14 protein-coding genes and 1 other annotated feature are annotated in these 16,873 nt (G+C 29.2%); of the genes, 12 read left to right on the plus strand and 2 right to left on the minus strand.

The genetic code is table 11. The annotated features are described in order from the left end of the window. Positions 1-142: 142 nt before the first annotated feature. Positions 143-1,411: a CapA family protein gene (locus K0040_RS11200; RefSeq protein ID WP_228108891.1), complete on the minus strand. Its 1,269-nt coding sequence runs from the start codon at positions 1,409-1,411 to the stop codon at positions 143-145. Positions 1,412-1,559: 148 nt separating this feature from the next. Between K0040_RS11200 and K0040_RS11205 the strand changes: the two genes are divergently transcribed. The 6 genes from K0040_RS11205 to K0040_RS11230 all read left to right on the plus strand — a co-directional run bounded on the left by K0040_RS11205 (position 1,560) and on the right by K0040_RS11230 (position 8,927). Continuing rightward, positions 1,560-1,904 (plus strand): YraN family protein, encoded by a 345-nt coding sequence (locus K0040_RS11205; protein ID WP_228108892.1) that lies wholly within the window; start codon positions 1,560-1,562, stop codon positions 1,902-1,904. A 12-nt stretch (positions 1,905-1,916) separates the two neighbouring features. Next, complete coding sequence (locus tag K0040_RS11210) at positions 1,917-3,455, plus strand: YifB family Mg chelatase-like AAA ATPase (protein WP_228108893.1); 1,539 nt, start codon at positions 1,917-1,919, stop codon at positions 3,453-3,455. 3 nt (positions 3,456-3,458) lie between these two features. After that, positions 3,459-4,556, plus strand: a complete 1,098-nt coding sequence (dprA, locus tag K0040_RS11215) for a DNA-processing protein DprA (protein ID WP_228108894.1) — start codon at positions 3,459-3,461, stop codon at positions 4,554-4,556. A gap of 26 nt (positions 4,557-4,582) precedes the next feature. Further along, entirely contained in the window at positions 4,583-6,658 is a 2,076-nt protein-coding gene (gene topA / locus K0040_RS11220) for a type I DNA topoisomerase (protein ID WP_228108895.1), read from the plus strand. A gap of 150 nt (positions 6,659-6,808) precedes the next feature. Beyond that, entirely contained in the window at positions 6,809-7,594 is a 786-nt protein-coding gene (gene codY / locus K0040_RS11225; protein ID WP_228108896.1) for a GTP-sensing pleiotropic transcriptional regulator CodY, read from the plus strand. A 55-nt stretch (positions 7,595-7,649) separates the two neighbouring features. Continuing rightward, on the plus strand, positions 7,650-8,927 hold the full coding sequence (locus tag K0040_RS11230) for a replication-associated recombination protein A (RefSeq protein WP_228108897.1): 1,278 nt from the start codon (positions 7,650-7,652) through the stop codon (positions 8,925-8,927). A 53-nt stretch (positions 8,928-8,980) separates the two neighbouring features. On the opposite strand, the gene K0040_RS11235 is transcribed toward K0040_RS11230, so the two are convergent. After that, a complete protein-coding gene (locus K0040_RS11235) occupies positions 8,981-9,196 on the minus strand; it encodes a hypothetical protein (protein ID WP_228108898.1) in 216 nt (71 codons plus the stop codon). Between the two features lie 215 nt (positions 9,197-9,411). Here K0040_RS11235 and K0040_RS11240 point away from each other — a divergent pair, with 215 nt between their 5' ends. The 6 genes from K0040_RS11240 to alaS all read left to right on the plus strand — a co-directional run bounded on the left by K0040_RS11240 (position 9,412) and on the right by alaS (position 16,862). Continuing rightward, positions 9,412-10,185: a GNAT family N-acetyltransferase gene (locus tag K0040_RS11240; protein WP_228108899.1), complete on the plus strand. Its 774-nt coding sequence runs from the start codon at positions 9,412-9,414 to the stop codon at positions 10,183-10,185. Positions 10,186-10,393: 208 nt separating this feature from the next. Continuing rightward, a complete protein-coding gene (locus tag K0040_RS11245) occupies positions 10,394-10,855 on the plus strand; it encodes an RrF2 family transcriptional regulator (protein ID WP_228108900.1) in 462 nt (153 codons plus the stop codon). Between the two features lie 14 nt (positions 10,856-10,869). After that, positions 10,870-12,060: a cysteine desulfurase NifS gene (nifS, locus tag K0040_RS11250; protein WP_228108940.1), complete on the plus strand. Its 1,191-nt coding sequence runs from the start codon at positions 10,870-10,872 to the stop codon at positions 12,058-12,060. A gap of 44 nt (positions 12,061-12,104) precedes the next feature. Then, on the plus strand, positions 12,105-12,548 hold the full coding sequence (gene nifU, locus K0040_RS11255) for a Fe-S cluster assembly scaffold protein NifU (protein WP_228108901.1): 444 nt from the start codon (positions 12,105-12,107) through the stop codon (positions 12,546-12,548). 141 nt (positions 12,549-12,689) lie between these two features. Further along, positions 12,690-13,778 (plus strand): tRNA 2-thiouridine(34) synthase MnmA, encoded by a 1,089-nt coding sequence (gene mnmA / locus K0040_RS11260; RefSeq protein WP_228108902.1) that lies wholly within the window; start codon positions 12,690-12,692, stop codon positions 13,776-13,778. 65 nt (positions 13,779-13,843) lie between these two features. After that, positions 13,844-14,061 (plus strand) — a binding site (T-box leader). Positions 14,062-14,222: 161 nt separating this feature from the next. Then, a complete protein-coding gene (alaS, locus tag K0040_RS11265) occupies positions 14,223-16,862 on the plus strand; it encodes an alanine--tRNA ligase (protein ID WP_228108903.1) in 2,640 nt (879 codons plus the stop codon). The last annotated feature ends 11 nt before the right edge of the window (positions 16,863-16,873 follow it).

Raw genomic sequence — 16,873 nt, forward strand, 5'->3', positions numbered from 1 at the left:
TCTAACCATAGTATCATACCTCATCTTTTTAAGTTCCTTTCCTTAATGGTATCACACTCTATAATCAAAAAAGTGCATAAGCTGACAACAATCTTGTCAACTTACACACTTTATTTTACATTCCCTATTTATAAGCAATAGTTTACTTAAAAGGACTGTCTACTACAGTAACTATATCAGAATCATCTATTAAAGAAGCTGTATTGTTATATGATTGTTTTACATTATGTTTATTTAAAGAGGTAATTGAATTCAAATCACTTTTATCTTCTATTGGAATAATTTCGTATACGTTTTTGTAACCCTTATTATACTTATTAACCCAAGTAGGTATACAAGTGACTTTATTTACTTTAGCTTCTTTTTCATTACTTTTTTTACTTATATCAATATTAACCATCAACCCATCTTCACTATATGAGCCTACAGTTTCTCTTCTTTGATTAGAGATATAATTTCCTAAGGAGTAAATTACAAGTGTTTCGTTTTTCCCATCTGTGGATGTAATTGTTTCTATTGGTTCTACTACATGAGGATGAGAACCTATTATAATATCAACTCCATCATCACAAAGCTTTTGAGCCAATTGTTTTTGGAAATCTGTTTCCTTTCTTGCATATTCTATACCCCAATGTATAATAACCACTTGTAAATCTGAATCTTTCATTTTGTCTGTTGTAGAAGAAATAGTTTTAAATGCCTTATTTACATCTGAGGAATCAAAAACATTCATTTTATCCTCACATTCTTCAGATATTTTGATACCATTTAAATACTTATTATTGTTTTTTACTTCTCCATAAGAATAGGATGTAATACCGACTTTAATATTATTTATATCTTTTATTATGTATTCATTGTCAGAAGACTTTTCTCTTGTACCAACCGTATCGAATCCTTTTTTTCTTAAGGTTGATAAAGTTCTTTTAACCCCTAAATCGCTTTTATCAAAACTATGATTATTTATTGTTGACAATAAATCAAAACCAGCATTTTTTAGTGCATCAGCTAACTCGTCAGGTGAGTTAAACGTAGGATAGGAGCTATATTGATATACATCATTACCAGCTAATGTTGTCTCCAAATTAGCTAAGCTATAATCAGCATCTTCGATATATTTTTTCACATACTTAAAGTTATTATCAAAGTTATAAACCCCAGTGGAATGATCATATTGTGCCTGAAGCTGAGGAGTATGGACCATAACATCTCCAGCAGCTAATATGGAAGCTTCATAAGTCTCAACGTTTTCGTTAAATATAGGAATAGTATTGCCTTTATTGCTCTCTTTTGTATCATTTTTTACGCCTTTATATATGAAAAAAGCTCCCATAATACAAATAACAATTATTATAATCCAAAATAATTTGTTATTACTTTTTCTTTTCTTTCTAGATTTTTTTCTAGACATTAATTATCCCCCTTTTTAATAATTAATTTCACCAACCCCTTCTTAATAATCATATATTTATTGGAATAATTTATCAATTATAAAAAAATTTGTATATATGACAATTACCTTGACAATAATCACATAATAAAAATAGTAAGGTGAAAATATGAATAATATTGAAAAAGGTAAACTAGGTGAAGAAATTGCATTTAAATACATTATTTCAAAAGGTGGAAAAATAATAGAAAAAAATTACAGAACGAAAATGGGCGAAGTTGATATAATAGCAAAATTAAATGGAGAGTTAGTTTTTGTTGAAGTAAAAAGTAGAAGTAACTTAAACTATGGATATCCATCAGAGTCAGTTAACTATAAGAAAAAAAGAAAAATAACTAATGTGGCTAAATATTATATTTTAGACAATTCTTTAGAAAATCTATCTATTAGGTTTGATGTAATTGAAATTTATTTTAATGAAAAGAAAATAAATCATATTGTAAATGCTTTTTAAGAAAGGGGAAATATGTTAAGTATAATAAATTCTAATAATTTGATAGGAATAGACAGCTTTTTAGTAAAGGTAGAGACGGATATAAGTAGAGGAATTCCATCATTTAATGTGGTAGGACTTCCTGGTACAGAAGTAAGGGAAGCAAGAGAAAGAGTAAAATCTGCCATAATCAATAGTGGTTATGATTTTCCAAACTCAAGAATAGTAGTTAATTTATCACCAGCAGATATTAAAAAAGAGGGTTCATTTTTAGATTTACCTATTTCAATTGGTATATTAAGAAAGTATTTAAATAAAGATGATTCTTACTTAAATGAGTGTGTTTTTGTAGGAGAGTTATCTTTAGACGGACACTTGAGAAAAGTAAAGGGAATTTTATCTTTAGTTATTGGGGCAAAAAAAGAAAATTTCAAAAGAATTTTCATCCCCTACGATAACTTAAGTGAAAGTAATTTTATTGATGGAATAGAAATTATACCTGTTAAAACATTAAAAGAGTGTATTAATTATTTTAATGAAAATAAAAGAAGACCTTTTATCTATAAAGACTTAGAAGTAGATAATGTAAAGTTTAATTATACAGAAGATTTTAAAGATGTTAAAGGTAACTATTTTACTAAAAGGGCCGCTGAAATATGTGCTGCAGGAAATCATAATCTTATGATGGTGGGTCCTCCTGGATCAGGCAAAACTATGATAGCAAAACGCATTAGGACCATACTACCTAAATTAGATAAAGAAGAAATGATTGAAATAAGCAAGATCTATAGCATTGCAGGATTAATTAATGAAGAATATGGAATTATTAGAGAGCGACCATTCAGATCTCCTCACCACAGCACAACAAAGCAATCTTTAGTAGGAGGAGGATTTAATTCAAAACCAGGAGAGATTACTTTATCTCATAGAGGAGTATTGTTTTTAGATGAAATAGCAGAATTTGATAGAAGAATACTAGAGTGTTTAAGGCAACCTATGGAAGATAAATATGTGAATATAGCTAGAGTAAGACAAAATGTGAAGTATCCTTGTAATATGCTAGTTATTGGAGCTATGAACCCTTGTCCATGTGGTTTGTATTTATCAAAAACACAATGCCGTTGTCAAAGTTTTGATATTATTCGATATAGAAATAAATTATCAGGACCACTCTTAGATAGATTTGATATATTTGTGGAAGTAACTCAAATACCTTTTAAAAAACTTAATGAACAATCTCATGAAGAAACATCTTCACAAATAAGGGCTAGAGTTGAAAAAGCAAGAGAAATACAAAGACAAAGATTTAAGAATGAATTAATAAGTACAAATAACGAGATGTCTACATCTATGATAGACAAATACTGTGAATTAGATAATAATACAAAAAATATTTTAAATGAAATTTATAATAAGCATGAGTTAAGTAATAGAAGTTATACAAAATTAATTAAGATTGCAAGAACAATAGCGGATTTAGAAGGAGAAGAGGATATAAACTCAAGCCATGTATTAGAGTCTTACTCGTTTAGAAAGGCTTATTATACATATTTTAATTCTAGATTGGAGTAAATTATGAATAAAAAAGATATTTACCTATATATAGAATCCATAAAAGGATTAAGTACTATAACACTTAGAAAAATAATTAGAGAAGTGGGAAGTGTAGAGGAAATTATAAGTCTTAGTGAAAAAGATATATATAATTTGAAAAATATAAGTTTAAATATTAAAGAAAATCTAGTAAAATATATTAGTCGTTTCAATTTAGATGAAATTAAAGAAAAACTATACAAAAACTCTATTCAGTATATTTGTATAGAAGATGATGAATATCCAGAAAAACTTAGAAATATTTATAGTCCACCTTTATTATTATTTTATAAAGGAGATTTGTCTATAATAAATAATAACTTAAATATAGCAATGGTTGGTTCTAGAAAACCTACTCCCTATGGAGTAAATTGTGCACACCGTATAAGTTATGAATTATCTCAAGTAGGTATTAATATAATAAGTGGACTTGCCTTAGGAATAGATTCTTGTTGTCATAGAGGATGTATAAAGGGAAAAAGCAAGACTATAGCAGTCCTAGCATCATCTTTAGATAATATTCGACCATCAACTAATGAAGCTCTTGCTAATGAAATTTTAGAAGACGGAGGATTAATTTTATCTGAATATAATGTAGGTCATATTACCACTAGAGGCAACTTTCCATGTAGAAATAGAATTATTAGTGGAATAAGTGATGGTGTTATTGTTGTAGAAGCAGGAGAAAAAAGTGGTGCTTTAATTACTGCTGATCTAGGGTTAGACCAAGGTAAAAATATATTTGCAGTTCCTGGTTATATAAATTCAGATTTAAGCAAAGGTTGTCACAAAATAATTAAAGAGGGTGCAAAACTAATAGAAAATATTGATGATATTTTAAATGAATATAATAATAGTGGTTTTAATAATAATAAAAATAGTATAGAATATGATATTAAGGATTTAAGTAATGAAGCATTAAAAATTATTCAGGTTATAAAAAGGCAAGGTATGTTGCAAATTAATGAAATTTGTGATACTACTGGTATTGATATAAAAAATGTTAATACTATAATAAATGAATTATTACTAAGAGACTTAGTTGTTGAAATGAATAATAAAATGTTTAGCATAAACTAAAATAATTTAAGGGTGGGGGTGCAAAAATGGCGAAAACATTGGTAATTGTGGAATCGCCTGCAAAAGCTAAAACAATAGAAAAATTCTTAGGAAAAAGCCATTATACTGTAAAGGCTTCAGTTGGTCATGTTAGAGATTTACCTAAAAGTACTTTAGGTGTTGATATAGATAATGATTTTGAACCAAGATATATTAATATCAGAGGTAAAGGTGATTTAATAAAAGAATTAAAAAAAGAAGCTAAAAAAGCTAAGAAAGTATATCTGGCAACTGACCCTGATAGAGAAGGAGAGGCAATCTCTTGGCATTTATCATATATACTTGGTATTGACGAAAATGATAAATGCAGAATAGAGTTTAATGAGATAACAAAAGATGCTATTAAAAAAGCTATAAAAAGTCCTAGGAATATTGATTTAAAACTTGTAGATGCCCAACAAGCGAGAAGAGTATTAGATAGACTTTTAGGATATCAAATAAGTCCTATCCTTTGGGCAAAAGTAAGAAAAGGACTTAGTGCAGGTAGGGTACAATCAGTAACAACAAAATTAATATGTGAAAGAGAAAGAGAAATTAACGAATTTGTACCTAGAGAATATTGGAATTTAGAAATTGAAGGAAAAACTCAAGATGGAGAAATTGTATTATTTAAATTCGTATCATTTAATAATGAAAAAATAGATTTAAATAATGAAGAAGAAGTAAATAAAATTTTAGATGATTTAAAAAATGGAAAATTAATAGTAGAAAAAATTGAATCAAAAACAAGAAGAAAATCTGCTCCAAAGCCATTTACAACTAGTATGCTTCAACAAGATGCAGCTAACAAGTTATCTTTTACAACTAAAAAGACAATGATAATAGCTCAAGAGTTATATGAAGGTGTGGATATTGAAGGAGAAGGAACAGTAGGTCTTATATCATACATAAGAACAGACTCAAAGAGAATATCCGAAGAAGCTAAGGAAAAGTCAAAATCATATATCTTAGAAGAATTAGGAGAAAACTACTATAAAGTTAATACAGATAAAAAAGAGACTAAAGATAAGAAAAAAGTACAAGATGCTCATGAAGCTATTAGGCCAACCTCAGTACTTAGAACACCAAATAGTGTGAAAAGTTCATTAAGTAAAGATCAATTTAAGCTTTATAACTTGATTTGGAGAAGATTTGTAGCTAGTCAGATGGAAGACTCTGTATTCGATGTTATAAATGTAGATTGTAAAATAGGTAATGCATTATTTAGAGCAACAGGATCAGTAATGAAATTTGATGGATATACTAAGATTTATAATTTTACAGAAAGAGAAGATAAAATTTTACCTCCAATAAAAGAAAGTGATGAGCTGGAAGTTAATCAATTTATGCCTTCTCAGCACTTTACTCAGCCACCGGCAAGATTCACTGAGGCTAGTTTAGTTAAAACTTTAGAAGAACTTGGTATAGGTAGACCAAGTACTTACGCTCCTACAATAACAACTGTACTAAATAGAGGTTATGTTGAAAAACAAGGAACTAGTTTACATCCAACAGAGTTAGGAATGATAGTAACTGATATTTTAAATATAAACTTCCAAAAATTCATAGATGTTGACTTTACTGTTCAGATGGAGAGTAAATTAGATGAAATAGAAGAAGGCGACATAAGATGGAAAAGTGTTGTTGGTGAGTTCTATGAGCCTTTAAAGGAAGCTATAGAAGAAGCTAACGAAAAAATAGAAAAAATTAATATGGATGAAGAAACCGACGAAATATGTGAACTATGTGGTTCAAATATGGTTATTAAATACGGTAGATTTGGCAAATTTATGGCATGTAAAAACTATCCGGATTGTAAAAATACAAAACCATTGGTTAATAAAGTAGGAGTAAAATGTCCTAAGTGTAAAGAAGGAGACATTATTCTTAGAAAATCTAAAAAAGGTAAAGCCTTTTATGGATGTTCCAATTATCCGGAATGTGATTTTATAAGTTGGTACAAACCTACAGGAGAAATTTGTAAAGAATGTGGTTCTTACATGATAGAAAAACAAACAAAAAGCGAAACAAAAGAGATATGTTCTAATAAAGAGTGTAAGGCTGAAGGAAGAATTTTGGAATAAAATCATTGAGATGACAGAATATTGGCAAAAATACAAACAATTTATTGTTTAGTGTACATTTTTGTGTTAGAATGAAATAGGTAAAATAAGTAAATGACTAGGGAACTAGAGAATATTAAATTCTTTAAACTTCGTTAAGGAGATGATTAAATGGCAAGTGAAGTATTACAAAAGACAAGAAGAATCAACAAAACTCTTCAAACAAACGGAGGCAGTAGTGTATCATTTGATATATTAGCAGAAACATTAGGGGAAGTATTAGATGCTAATATATATGTGATAAGTGCAAAAGGAAAAGTTATAGGTCTTCATTTAACAGATATTCAAGATAGTTCTGTTATAGAAGATGAAGAAACTAAGTTACAAATTTTCCCTAAAGCTTATACAGATAGAGTTTTAAGAATTGATGAAACACTGGAAAACCTAACAGGAGAGAAAGTATTAGAAGTATTTCCAGATGAACAAGGAAGATTAGAAAAATATCATACAATAGTTCCTATACTAGGAAGTGGACAAAGACTTGGTACACTAGTAATATCAAGATATAATGATATATTTACAGATGATGATTTAGTCATATCTGAGTATAGTGCTACAGTAATAGGTATGGAAATTCTAAGAGGTCTAAGTGAAGAAATGGAAGATGAAATGAGAAAAACTGCAGTAGTTCAAATGGCCATAGGAACATTGTCTTACTCAGAATTAGAAGCAGTAGAACATATCTTCAAAGAGTTAGAAGGAAGTGAAGGCTTACTTGTTGCAAGTAGAATAGCAGATAGAGTAGGAATAACAAGATCAGTAATTGTAAATGCTCTTAGAAAATTTGAAAGTGCAGGTGTAATTGAGTCTAGATCTCTAGGTATGAAGGGGACTCATATAAAAATTCTTAATGATAAGTTAATACCAGAACTTAAAAAAGTAAGAAGTAATTATTAATATAAAAAGGTATCTTTATAAGATACCTTTTTTACATATAAAAGGAGTGAAAGATGTGCAACCTTTGGCAGATAAATTACGTCCTAAAAGTTTAGATGATATGGTAGGACAATCTCATATAATTGGAAAAGGAAAAATTATAAATAAATTATTAGATAACAATACCATCCCTAATATGATATTGTATGGTCCGCCAGGCACAGGAAAAACAACACTTGCAAATATTATAGCAAACTGTACAAATAAAAAGTATGTAAAGTTAAATGCTGTAAATTGTGGAGTGAAAGAAATAAAAGAAGTAATTGATGCAAATAAACAAGATTTGTTTTCATACAATGGTATACTTTTAATGCTTGATGAGATACAAGCTCTTAACCGTAAACAGCAACAATCTTTATTAGAAGTAATAGAGGATGGATCAGTAACATTAATAGCTAGTACTGCTGATAATCCATATTTTGTAGTATATAAGGCTATTTTAAGTAGAAGTACAATATTTGAATTTAAGCCTATTGTAAAAAATGATATAGTAAAAGGACTAAATAGAGCTGTAAAAAAAATGAAAGGTTTGTATTCATATGAAAGAATTAACATAGAAGATAAGGCTTTGGAGTATATTGCAGATACTTGTAATGGTGATATGAGAAGTGCTTTGAATAAACTTGAATTAGCATTTAATGTGGGAATAGATATTCTAAATAATTCAGTAAAAGTAACCCTAGATGATGTTATAAATTGCTCTTCTATAAAGATGTTAAATTATGATAAAGGTGGAGATGATGGATATTCCATATTGTCAGCATTTCATAAATCATTAAGAGGTTCTGATGCTGATGGTGCAGTTCATTATTTGGCAAGATTAGTGAAAGCAGGAGATATTCAATCCATAACAAGAAGATTATTATGTGTTGCAAGTGAAGATGTGGGATTGGCAGTTCCTCAGGCTATAACTATAACGGAGGCTTGTGTTTCTGCTGCTCTTCAATTAGGTTTCCCCGAAGCACGTATACCTCTTGCACAAGCAACTATATATTTGGCCCAATGTCCAAAGTCAAATTCAGTCATAAATGCAATTGATATGGCTTTACATGATTTGGATAATATTGAAACAGGAGAAATTCCAAATCATTTAAAAGATGCTCATTACGCTGGAGCTAAAAAATTAGGTAGAGGTATTGAATACAAATATCCTCATAATTTTGAAAATCATTACGTAGAGCAGCAGTATTTACCAGATGCAATAAAGGATAAAAAATATTACGTTCATGGTAACAATAAAAATGAAAGTTCTTTCGAAAATTATTGGAAATTAATTAAAAATAAATCAAAATAAAAATCAAGTATACCAAGGGTATACTTGATTTTTATTTTGCAAGTAAGATTTAATTATACTTTTTCGTGAGGTGTAGTTTTCATTTGATTATTTAAATTATGTTGTTTTGTAGTAGTTTTACTGCTATATTTTGCTTCATTTTGTGCAGCTATTTTAACATTTACTTGTACGTCATTCATATTAATTGTTCCTAATTCGCTAGCTATTTCTAATTTTTCATTTTCGTAATCCTTCATTTTTTTTGTGCTAGGTCTTTTTTTGTCAGTCATTTTTACACATCCTTTTACATATTTATAAGATTATTATTTGTTTTAAATAATTTAAAATTCTTATAAAAGATTACCAATAAAAATCATAAAAAATTAATTATTTAATTATATATATTAGTAAGTATAATTTTTAATTGCAAGTGAGATTAAATAAACTTATGATTAATATTGAGGAGTTTTTAATAAATGATAATCATATATCAGGGGGAATGTTAATGATTCAAAGACTAAATAGTACTTATCATAAGAAAGTTATTGAATATTTGCATAAAGAAAAAGAAGTGAATATATTTTTATTAAGTGATATTGAAAGATATGGCTATGATAGTTATTTTTTTAGCATTTATGGTGGAATAAATGAAGAAGGAGAAATTGAAGGTATTTTACTAAAATGTTTTGAATTTATTATATTTTATGCTTATGATAAGTTTGATGTAGATGATTTCGCAGAATTTATAAACGACAGTAATTGTGAAGAGGTCTGTGGAAAATCACAAGGACTGGAAAAATTAGAAACAAAGATTTGCTTAGGAAAATATAGAAAAGTTAATATTTTTAAATTAATTAATAAAAACCTGCTACCTCCGTACATAGAAGATAATGTTAAGCTTAGAAAAATTAGATTTGGGAATTTAAGTAAAATAGTAAAATTATATGAAGAAATAGATGAATTTGAAGATACAACAGTAGACAATATTAAATCTAGTTTAAAAACTGGAAGAGGTTACTGTATAGAAAGAGAAGGAAAAGTAGTTTCAATGGCTAAAACAACTTCAGAAAATAGGCACAATGCTATGATTATAGGGGTAGGAACTCACCCTAAATATAGAAATAGAAGTTATGCAACCAGATGCCTAATAAAGATTTGTAATGAGTTGCTAGAAGAAAATAGAATACCTTGTTTATTTTGTGATAATGAAGCAGCAGGTGCTATTTATAAAATGCTGGGATTTGAACAAATTGGGTATTGGAGTATATATCGTAAATAGAAAAAATTGTTAAAGGATAATTTGAATTTTCAAGTTATCTTTTTATATTTGTGGGTATAAATAAATTATCATTAAATGTTAAGCAATTAATTCTGATAAAAATAGTCAGAAATAATCTTGACAAAAACAGTAGGAAATAATACAATGATATCAAAGTAATTCATACAAGTTTACTATGAATTGGAATAGACACAGAGGGTGATAAAAAATGAAATTATCAACTAAAGGTAAATATGGACTTAAGGCAATATTTGAATTATCTTTGCATGTAAATGAAGGGCCTATGCCTTTAAACATGATTGCAAGTAAACAAAAAATACCAGAGCAGTATTTAGAACAAATATTTTCTACATTGAAGAAGTCAAAATTAATAACTAGTGTAAGAGGAGCGCAAGGCGGATATCTTCTTAATAAAGCACCTGATGAAGTTACTGTAGGTGATGTACTTGCTATACTTGAGGGACCTGTAGCACTATCTCAATGCATTATTGATGAAGGAGTCTGTGAAAACTCAAATGATTGTTCTACCAAATTAGTATGGGAAAAGTTAAAAAAAGGAATTGAAGACGTATTAAATTCCATTACACTACAAGATATGGTTGATGACTACAATAAGAAAAATAACATAAAAGAATTTGATATAACAAAGTTAATGAATAATAAAAAATAGGAGATGAATTTATGATGGAAAAAAGAAGACTATACATGGATTATTCAGCTACTACTCCAGTAAAAAAAGAAGTATTAGACGAAATGATGCCATATTTAACTGATTACTTTGGGAATGCGTCAAGTTTCCACTTATTTGGAAGAGAAGCAAAAACGGCTTTAGATAAATCTAGAAAACAAGTAGCATCACTTATTAATGCAGATCCAAGTGAAATATATTTCACAAATGGTGGTAGTGAAAGTGACAACTGGGCTTTAGAGGGAACTGCTTTTGCAAGAAGAGATAAAGGAAATCATATAATAACAAGTAAAATAGAACATCATGCCATACTTCATACTTGTGAATATTTACAAAAAGTACATGGATTTGAAGTTACTTATCTAGATGTTGATGAAAATGGAAAAGTAGATTTAGAACAATTAAAAAGAGAAATAAAAGATACTACTATACTTGTAAGTATAATGTATGCAAATAATGAAATAGGAACTATACAACCTATAAAAGAAATAACTAAAATAGCTCATGAACATGGTGCTTTAATGCATACAGATGCAGTTCAAGCAGCTGGTAATATACCAGTAGATGTTAAAGATATAGATGTTGACTTAATGAGTATGTCTTCTCATAAAATATATGGACCAAAAGGTATTGGTTCTTTATATATGAAAAAAGGTGTAAGAATACACAATCTTATACATGGTGGAGCTCAAGAAAAAAGAAAAAGAGCTGGAACTGAAAATATACCTTCAATAGTAGGATATGGAAAAGCAGCAGAGATTGCTAAAGAAAATATGGAACACCATGTATCAGAATTAACAAGACTTAGAGAAAAACTTATAGAAGGTGTACTAGAAAGAATACCTCATACAAGATTAAATGGACACAGAACTGATAGATTACCGGGTAATGCAAACTTCTCGTTTGAATTTATAGAAGGTGAAGGGATATTGCTGTTATTAGATCAAGTAGGAATAGCAGGTTCAAGTGGTTCTGCTTGTACATCAGGATCTCTAGATCCATCTCACGTATTAATGGCAATAGGATTAACTCATGAATGGGCACATGGTTCTTTAAGACTTACTGTTGGAGATTTTACTACTGAAGACGATATAGATTATATATTAGAACACCTTCCAAAAGTAATAGAAAGACTTAGAGGATTATCGCCATTATATCAAACATATTTAAAAGAACAAAATAAATAATAAATTAGAATAGATATATAGGAAAATATTAGGAGGAAAAGATTATGCAATATAGTGATAAAGTAATGGATCATTTCTTAAACCCAAGAAATGTTGGACAAATAGAAGATGCAAGTGGAATAGGTGAAGTTGGAAATGCTAAATGCGGGGATATTATGAAAATATTCCTTGATATAGAAGATGAAATAATAAAGGATGTTAAATTCCAAACATTTGGATGTGGTTCAGCTATAGCTTCTTCATCAATGGCTACAGAAATGGTAAAAGGTAAAAATATACATGAAGCTTTAGAAATTACTAATAAGGCTGTTGCTGAAGCGCTAGATGGTTTACCACCAGTTAAAATGCACTGTTCAGTTTTAGCAGAACAAGCTATAAAAGCAGCATTAATAGATTACGCACAAAAAAATAATATAAACATACCAGAATTAGATGGTGTGGTTATAGACGATGACCATGATCATCACCATGATATAGAAGAAGACTAATATAAAATAAATAAAATCTTTGGGGTAACTTATCTCAAAGATTTTTTTTGTCAAAGAAGCAAGAAGTTTTGAGAATTTAAAAATATACTTTTAAAATTCTTTTAAAGTATATATAATATAGACAATGAGGTGATTTAGAAAATGAGCAAAAGAGTAATGATAGGTATGAGTGGTGGGGTAGATAGTTCTGTTGCTGCATACTTACTAAAAAAACAAGGATACGAAGTAATCGGCGTTACTATGAAATTATGGCAAGATGATGAAGAATATGATCTAATAGAAAATGATGGTGGATGTTGTTCATTGGCAGCAGTAGAAGATGCAAGGGCTGTTGCAGACAAAATAGGCATACCATTTTATGTATTGAATTTTAAAGATGTATTTAAAGAAAAAGTAATAGATTATTTTATTGATGAATATTTACAAGGAAGAACACCAAACCCTTGTATAGCATGTAATAAGCATATAAAATTTGATGATTTATACAGAAGAGCCATGGCACTAGGTTGTGATTATGTAGCAACTGGCCATTATGCTAAGATTGAAAAAGACGAAGAAACTGGTAGAAATTATTTGGTGAAATCAGTAACTGATAAAAAAGATCAAACTTATGCACTATATAATTTAACACAAGAACAACTAGAACATACATTGCTTCCAATTGGAGACTATGAAAAAGATAGAGTAAGAGAAATCGCGAAAGAAATGGGAATGGACGTTCACAATAAACCTGATAGCCAAGAAATTTGTTTTGTAAAAGACAATGATTATGCAAACTATGTAAAAAGACATTCAAATAAACGTATTAAAGAAGGAAACTTTGTAGATACTAAAGGTAATATTTTAGGAAGACATAAAGGAATAATTTATTACACAATAGGACAAAGAAAAGGGCTAGGAATTGCTTTTGGTAAACCTATGTTTGTTCTTGATATAAACCCACAAACTAATGAAGTAATCTTAGGGTCAAATGACGATTTATTTAATAATGAATTAATCGCGAAAGATGTTAACCTAATAGCGGTGGATGAGATTACAGAACCAATTAGAGTTGAAGCTAAAATTAGATACTCTGCAAAACCATCACCAGCTACAGTATATAATAATGGAAAAGACTCAATAAGAATAGTATTTGACCAGCCTCAAAGGGCTATTACCAAAGGTCAATCTGTTGTAATGTATCAAGGAGATAAAGTAGTTGGAGGAGGAATTATAGATAAAAGTTTATAATATACTTGATTATAAATTGAAAATTTAGTAGAATTACTATAAGAAAATATAATTTTACAAATAATTTAAATACAGTGAAAAGAAGTAGTAAAATATTTAAGGTCTTCACAGAGAAGGAGAAATGGTGAGAACTCCTAGAGTAGAATATTTGAAGCAGTCTTGGAGTATCAATCTGGAAATTAAGTATAGATTGACGGTAGTTACGTTATAGCTAAGGTTTTCCGAAGATATCATATTTATTATGATAATTAGGGTGGTACCGCGAATATACCTCGCCCCTATATAGTTTTATATAGGTGCGAGGTTTTTTAATTTATTTTAAGTAAAGTAAATTAAAAATATATTTATTAATTTTGAGTAAAATATTATATTACTTAAACAATAGAAAAAATAGGAAATTTTATTTGTAAAGTAAAAGATATAAATTTATAGGAGGTAAAGCTAATGCAAAACTTAGGAGCTAATGAAATTAGAAAAAGATTTTTAGAGTTCTTTGAATCAAAAGGACATTATGTAGGTAAAAGTGCATCTTTAATACCAAACAATGATAAAAGTTTATTACTTATAAACTCAGGTATGGCACCACTTAAAAATTATTTCTCAGGAGTGGAAGTACCACCAAGTAAAAGAATGTCTACTTGCCAAAAATGTATAAGAACAGGTGATATAGAAAATGTTGGTAAAACTGCTAGACATGGTACTTTTTTTGAAATGATGGGTAACTTTTCATTTGGAGATTACTTTAAAGCAGAAGCTATAACATGGGCATGGGAATTTATAACAAAGCAACTACAGATACCAGAAGATAAACTATGGGTAACTGTATATCTAAATGATGATGAAGCTTACGATTACTGGGTTAAAGAAATTGGTGTGCCAGGAGAAAGAATGGTTAGACTTGGAAAAGATGATAACTTCTGGGAGATAGGGCTTGGACCATGTGGACCTTGTTCAGAAATATACTTTGATAGAGGTGAAAAATTTGGATGTGAAAGTCCAGACTGTAAGCCAGGATGTGATTGTGATAGATATTTAGAATTTTGGAACTTAGTTTTCACTCAGTTTGATAGACAAGAAGATGGAACTTATCCAGAACTAGCTAACAAAAACATAGATACTGGTATGGGGCTTGAAAGAATGGCTTGTATAATGCAAGACGTAGACAACATATTTGAAATAGATACTATAAAATATATTATTGAAGGAATCGAAGAATTAGCTAATGTTAAATATGGACAAGACTCTAAAAATGATGTGTCTATAAGAATAATAACTGATCATATGAGAGCAATGAGTTTCTTAATAGCTGATGGTGTATTACCTTCTAATGAAGGAAGAGGATATGTTCTTAGAAGACTACTTAGAAGAGCAGCTCGTCACGGTAAATTATTAGGAATTAAAGAGGATTTCTTATATATATTATTTGACAGAGTTAAAAAAGTAAGTGGAGAAGCATATCCAGAAATAGTAGAAAAAGAAAGTTACGTTAAAAAAGTAATTAAAATAGAAGAAGAAAAATTCAACGAAACTTTAGACCAAGGTGTTGAGATATTAAATTCTTATATAGATGAATTAAAAGAAAGTAATGAAAAAGTTTTAAGTGGAGAAAAGGCATTTAAATTATACGATACTTATGGATTCCCTATGGACTTAACTCAGGAAATTCTTGAAGAGCAAGGATTTGAAATAGATCAAGACGGATTCCAAAAAGAAATGGAAGCACAAAGACAAAGAGCTAGAGCTGATAGAGGTGCTATGGAAGACGAAAGTTGGAAAGAAGATCCACTATCAACATTAGATGAAAGTATAGCTTCAACATTTGATGGATATGAAAACTTAAATGTATGTGGTAATGTTACTGCTATAGTTAAAGGCGATAAAGTTACAAATACTATATGTGAAGGTGAAAAAGCTATAGTAGTACTAAATGAAACTGCTTTTTATGCAGAAGGTGGAGGACAAGCTGGAGATATAGGTACATTAGAAAATAAAGATGCTATATTTGAAGTTGTTGATACTAAAAAGGGTGCAAATAACACGATAAAGCACATAGGATTTGTTAAAAAAGGTAAAATAAATGTAAATGATAAATTAGAATCAAAAGTTGACAAGGAAATAAGAATGGATTGTGCAAGAAACCATACTGCAACACATTTGTTACATGAAGCATTAAAAGAAGTTTTAGGTGATCATGTTAACCAAGCTGGTTCTTTAGTAACTCCAGAAAGATTAAGATTTGACGTGACTCATTTTGAACCAATATCAAAAGAAGAGTTAAAACTAGTAGAAGAAAAAGTAAATACTGCTATTTTAGACGCATTAGACATAAATTGCGAAATTATGAATATAAAAGATGCAAAAGAAAAAGGAGCTATGGCACTCTTTGGCGAAAAGTATGGTAATGAGGTAAGAGTTGTATCTATGGGCAATTATTCAGTAGAGCTTTGTGGAGGAACTCACCTTAACAATACTTCTCAAGTTGGATTATTCAAAATACTATCTGAAGGAGGAGTAGCAGCTGGTGTTAGAAGAATTGAAGCTATAACTGGTAAAGCTGTTTATGAATATTTAACAAACAGAGATACAGTAATAAATGACATATGTATAGCTTTAAAAACAAAAGAAGATAATTTAGTTCAAAGAGCACATACTTTAGTAGAAGAAAATAAATCTTTAACTAAAGAATTACAAGATGCAAAAACTAAATTAAATTTACAATCAGTTGATGCTTTATTAGACTCAAAAGTTGATGTATCTGGAGTAAGTTTACTGTGTGCTAAGTTTGAAGGAATAGACATGAACTCATTAAAAGAAACAGCAGACTCTCTAAGAGATAAAGTAGGAAGTGGTGTAGTAGTTCTTTCAAATGTAGTAGATAATAAAGTAAACTTTGTTGTTACTGCAACAAATGATGTAATAGAAAAAGGTATACACTCAGGAAATATTGTTAGAGAAGTTGCAAAAATAGCTAATGGTAAAGGTGGCGGAAGACCAAACATGGCACAAGCTGGAGCAACTGATATATCAAAAGTAGACGAAGCTTTAAGTTATGCAAGTGAGGTTATAAAAGGCCAAATTAAATAACTGAAAGGGGG

The organism is Terrisporobacter petrolearius (genome assembly GCF_020748185.1).
Lineage (GTDB): Bacteria > Bacillota > Clostridia > Peptostreptococcales > Peptostreptococcaceae > Terrisporobacter > Terrisporobacter petrolearius.